Source organism: Mesotoga infera (assembly GCA_011045915.1).
Taxonomy (GTDB): domain Bacteria; phylum Thermotogota; class Thermotogae; order Petrotogales; family Kosmotogaceae; genus Mesotoga; species Mesotoga infera_D.
Genome location: DSBT01000415.1, coordinates 1 through 5,000, shown reverse-complemented (window position 1 = coordinate 5,000; position 5,000 = coordinate 1). Strand labels below are relative to the sequence as shown.

Annotated in this window: 7 protein-coding genes; 4 read left to right on the top strand and 3 right to left on the bottom strand. The window is 46.5% G+C overall.

The features are described 5' to 3' along the window. Positions 1-182: diguanylate cyclase (locus ENN47_13710; GenBank protein HDP79203.1), on the bottom strand; the 182-nt coding region annotated here is incomplete at its 3' end. Positions 183-372: 190 nt separating this feature from the next. Between ENN47_13710 and ENN47_13705 the strand changes: the two genes are divergently transcribed. From ENN47_13705 to ENN47_13690, 4 genes are all read left to right on the top strand, one after another. After that, positions 373-642 (top strand): hypothetical protein, encoded by a 270-nt coding sequence (locus tag ENN47_13705; protein ID HDP79202.1) that lies wholly within the window; start codon positions 373-375, stop codon positions 640-642. Between the two features lie 464 nt (positions 643-1,106). Further along, positions 1,107-1,397, top strand: coding sequence for a DUF1905 domain-containing protein (locus ENN47_13700; GenBank protein HDP79201.1), 291 nt, complete (start codon positions 1,107-1,109; stop codon positions 1,395-1,397). A 6-nt stretch (positions 1,398-1,403) separates the two neighbouring features. Next, a complete protein-coding gene (locus ENN47_13695; protein HDP79200.1) occupies positions 1,404-1,814 on the top strand; it encodes a hypothetical protein in 411 nt (136 codons plus the stop codon). Between the two features lie 16 nt (positions 1,815-1,830). Further along, positions 1,831-2,358, top strand: a complete 528-nt coding sequence (locus tag ENN47_13690) for a hypothetical protein (GenBank protein HDP79199.1) — start codon at positions 1,831-1,833, stop codon at positions 2,356-2,358. A 374-nt stretch (positions 2,359-2,732) separates the two neighbouring features. Here ENN47_13690 and ENN47_13685 read toward each other — a convergent pair whose 3' ends face one another. Both ENN47_13685 and ENN47_13680 read right to left on the bottom strand, forming a co-directional pair. Continuing rightward, positions 2,733-3,248: a phosphoesterase gene (locus ENN47_13685; protein ID HDP79198.1), complete on the bottom strand. Its 516-nt coding sequence runs from the start codon at positions 3,246-3,248 to the stop codon at positions 2,733-2,735. A 335-nt stretch (positions 3,249-3,583) separates the two neighbouring features. After that, positions 3,584-4,393 (bottom strand): formylglycine-generating enzyme family protein, encoded by an 810-nt coding sequence (locus ENN47_13680; protein ID HDP79197.1) that lies wholly within the window; start codon positions 4,391-4,393, stop codon positions 3,584-3,586. Positions 4,394-5,000 lie beyond the last annotated feature (607 nt).

Here is a 5,000-nt window from a genome sequence, read left to right as displayed (position 1 = left end):
GACAAAGCAGATCCCAGATTTTCGACGGATGTCTCGAAGATTCCCGAATAGATTTCCTGAGTATAGCTGATAGCCTCATTCTGAAAGACGTGGTACGGTAGCATCATTAGAAGAATCGTTACTAGAAAGATGAATATGACTAGCGTAGGTCTGATGTACCGGAGTTCATCAAATCCTCTCATCTAAAACCTCCTTCCTTTCTATCCACCCCTCAAAATACTTAATTAATCATACCACTTAATCTATTGATTCAACAATGCTTTGATAGTAAGAGGCGAACTACGTGAAGACAACTTACTTAGAGATTTTGCTTTTGGTGTTAACTGCTGTAAAATAATATCCGTGTTGTAATTATTCTTAGGGGGATAAACAGTGAAAAGCGAGGAGATTACCTATGAAATTCTTCGGATTAGGGATTTCGGGAAGGCTATGCGCCGCAGAAACATTAAGGTCAGGATCTTCAATTACAGTCCGTCCGAAGAAAACCTGAAGAAACTGGCGGAAAGCATCTGGCTCATACATGGACAGGATGTTGAGGAACTCACGACCGTTTTCTACCTGCCCGGAATGAATACAAAGTCAACGGGATTCGCACTGGGAGGCTGCACGAAGGGAAAGGGGTGTTACATTACGCGGGACTGACTCAAGTAATGCTCGGGCCGGGATAAATACGTCAGTGAGAATTCGGTCGGAAGTGGAACTTTCCTGCAGATCATGCGGCCCGGGTTTACGCTCCGCTCATTCAGTACTGGCTTCACATAAGGGCTTCTCGTTGCTGTTTGGAGTCGGATTCCCAGTTTCTTTTTTGAAAGGCAGAGACTCAGAACCACCGCACTTTCTCGGTCGAGTTTAATTGACTCCCAAAGAGACCGACAGCTTCTTCACAACGCAAGAGCAACCGTGTATTATCTATGTAAGAGTTCAGTCTGATCATTATCGGTTTGATTACTGGACTCACACTCTGGTCATCGGAACGGAGAATTGTGGGAACATGAGCGAAAAGATTGACGGAGTCGCTTTTCAGAAGCGTCTTGAGATGTGACTTGTCCTTCTGGGCACAGCAGTGAACCTACTGAAGGCATATTTCTGAACGGAGGTCATTGATTATGAACCCGAAGACCTATGAGTTTAATGCCATTATCCGGAAAGTCCCCGACATAGACGGAGCTTACATAGAATTCCCTTTTGATTTAAGGAAGGAGTTCGGCAGGGGAAGGCTAAAAGTCCGCGCAATTTTCGACGGTGAACCATACGACGGAAGCGTTGTTAATATGGGCATGAAGAACCCCGACGGTACGATCTGCTATGTAATCGGTGTAAGGAAGGATATAAGGACCAAGATCGGAAAGAAACCCAGGGAGAGCGTTAAGGTAACGATAACGGAAAGGGAGCAGTGAGCTGGTATGTGGCAATGTCCGAAATGCGGCCGCGAGTTCGAGAAAGAGAACCAGAAGCACTCGTGCGGTGGGCCCCAGAAAACGATCGACACCTACATTGAAGCACAACCCGAGAGCCTTCAGCCGCTCCTGCATCAGGTAAGGGATGCGCTCAGTGCAGCGCTGCCAGACGCAGAGGAACGCATCTCGTGGAGGATGCCCACCTACTGGAAAAAGCACAATATTATCCACTTCGCAGCCTTCAAGAACCACATCGGACTTTATCCCGGTGACAAAGCTGTTGCACATTTTGCAGACCGGTTGACACAATACAAGACAAGCAAGGGCGCAATTCAAATCTCATACAGCAAGCCACTCCCACTGGAGTTGATCGCGGAGATTGCGAAATGGTGTTATGAAACTGGGAATCATCACTAATTGAGGACTAACTGGCATGCCTAGATTGAGAAGGATGCTTAACGACTGGAACGCCCAGTATATTCAGTCATTAATGAAACAGATTGAAACCCAGAGCAAGACAACACTTATAAAATGGGTCACAGATTATTCTGAGCGAGTCTTATTGCCTCTGTGGCTTAAATACTATCCGAATGACTTACGTCCGAAATTTGCAATAATAGCCGCCCGGCAGTGGCTTTCCGGACAAATAAAACTGCCGCAAGCAAAGAAGAAAATTCTTCGGTGCCATGATGCAGCAAGAGACGCTCAAAACACTCCAGCGGCACAAGCCGCAGCTAGAGCCATAGCTCAGAGTGCGTCAACCATACATTCGGCAAGACACAGCATAGGACTCGCGCTTTACGGAGCGCTTGCCGTCGCTTATTACACACTTGGAATAGAGGCCCACTGGGAGCATTTGGAACTATGCGCCGCCGAAGAGTGTGGAAGAATGCTTGATGCACTGCGTTCCATTTCGGTTGACGACGAACCGAACCCCTCAAATATCGACTGGAAGTGCTGAACGCGTTGGAAGGTACGGCTGACGAATCAGAGCCGCTTCACACAACTACGGCAATGTCAGGAATTATAATGATGCACTGAAGAACGAAGGCGAAGGATCAGTTACACGTTCCAATATGTAAGTTGCAAGGAAAACAGCTAGAAGCGGAAGAAGCTCTATCCGTCTCCAGCTGTTTCTTTTTGCCTGCACAAACAATTTTATGCAGCTTGTCAAACATTAAGCAGATGAAATGAATCGAGCCTGTCACGGAAAGATGCAAAAGCAGACTTGCACAGAAAGAATAGTATATCACTTACTTCATATTAGTAATCAAGATACTTTATTACCTCGCAGTGCCTGCGTATTCCTTCCAGCTCCGGCATCTTACCAAACCCTCAGATACCTGCTAACTCCAGCACTCTCTTTAACTCAATAGGTCTATACCCAATGTTTTCTACAGAAACGTTGAAGTACCTGCCTGCATATCCGTCGCCTGACAAAATTGAACCATGAATGTGTCCATGTATGTTTAAGGCGATATCTTCCCCTGGATCTGGCTGAGCTCTATGAGTGAGAAGAATCTTGACATAATTTCGTTCGGGATGCTCGATAACGAGCCTCTTGTGAACTTCAAGAAATCCCGCTTCAAGATATTGCTCAGCCTTTCCATCGTGATTTCCTTTTATAAGTATAATTGAACCGCTCAAAAGACTTGAGAACCTCCTGGCATTTTGCTTAGGCCTCATGCAGAAATCACCAAGAAAGTAAACAAGATCGCGCTTCCCGACTGTCTCGTTCCAACCTTCAATCAGCTTCTGGTTCATAGTTTCCACATCGGGAAAGGGGCGGTTGGCATAAGTAATTATGTTCTTGTGATCAAAGTGCGTATCGGAAATGACGAATACTTTCATGCTCTAGAGAAAATCCTGCAGTCATAACGCATTCCCCTAATCGAAACAAGCGATCTGTCACGAGAATCGGAAAATACAGGCCGGACTACCCCGCGGCAGGGCGAGTCAATCATGCATTTCCTAAGAATCCATTCATATGATAATTCAGGTTTCTAACCTCTGTCAACTATCCGCTTTCAGTTAGGCTAAATCATGCAGCCCCTGGCACGCTTACATAAGGGCTCAAGTTCATATGCCACAAACTCCATCCATAGTGAGAAGAAGAGTTTTGCTTATACCCGAAGCCCTGTTAGTCCCCAGCTGCCCTTGACTTGAAGAAAACAGTCAGGGCAAACTCAAAAAGCTGTCCTGCAAACGCGGAACCCCAAATAGTAGTATTTGAAGGTACGCCCGTTGCCACTTCGACCCGCCACACGTAATCGGCTTACGTGGTCGAACCAGCTGCCACCATGAAAGACCTTGAAGGAACCGCTGTCATTATACGGATTCGTCTGCCCAGAATCGGTATAGTCGTAAAACCAGTCGGAACAAAGCTCCCATACGTTCCCAGACATGTCATAAAGTCCAATCTCGTTTGGCGCTTTTGTCCCTACCTCGTGCGATCTACAGTTGTTTTCAGTAATGGCTTTTAAGCCACTTTCATCACTAAGAGAGCCTTCAAGAAGCTCGTCTCCCGAATTATGCGAATACCAGGCCACTTCATCAGCGTTGTTGCTTCCCGAATACCAGAAGCCCTTGCTTTCCTTCCCCCCACGGGCGGCATATTCCCACTCGGCCTCTGTGGGCAGTCTGTATCCGACAACCTTCGAAGGATCTGTCACGACCACTCCATCCCTGTCTATCAAATTTCCATTTTCGTCGTATGCCTTCGGGAGCTTTTCCTTCTCACTAAGCCAATTGCAGTATTCCATAGCGTCGTTCCAGCTGACGTTGATAACCGGTCTCTTTTCCCTTCCCCAGCCTTCATCGCCGGGTTTGCTTTTCCCAGTCGATTCACAGAATGCATCGTATTCGTCAAAAGTCACTTCGTACTTATCGATATAGAAATCGTAAGTGAGTGTAACCTTGTGTACGGGACGATTTTCTTGCCATAGGTCTCCGACTTCATCTCCCATATTGAAGCTGCCTCTTTCCACAAATACCATATCCACTTCCCGATTCGCCGAATCAGCTGGATTGGCCCCCGCCTGCACACCGGTTAGAAACAGAAGAATAAAGAGCGCAACCAGTATCGGATTCTTCATTTCCCCACCTCCACAATGATGTCTGTAGAAAAATCCATATAAGCAGCGTCTCCATCTATGTTGTCTTAGTTGTTTCTCCAAAACGAAGAGATTCTAGAAGCAATCGGGACCTAACATAAGGAAGGACGGGCACACGGATCTTCGCAATCTTCTGCTCCACAAATAAGGAAAGGAATCTTTTTCAAGATTTGACAGGCTTAGTCACGATGATAAGCAGGAATTCGAAAGCCGCATTTCGAAACTAAGTGAGAACACAAGCTCGCGATAGAAACGGCTGACCTGCCGGAATTTCAGTCCCGATTCCGAGCTCTTGCTTCACTCAATCATAGCACCTCTCGTAACGTCCACTTTCGTCCTGCAGACACAATGATGGACCAGGCATCGACAGGATTCATTCCCCTGGCTCACGAGCGATTATTGCTCTATCTACAATATCGAGATACAGGGACCCTGACTTGAGCCTGGAAAATGTTCTTCGCATGATAGAGTTTCTTCCTCATCTAAATAG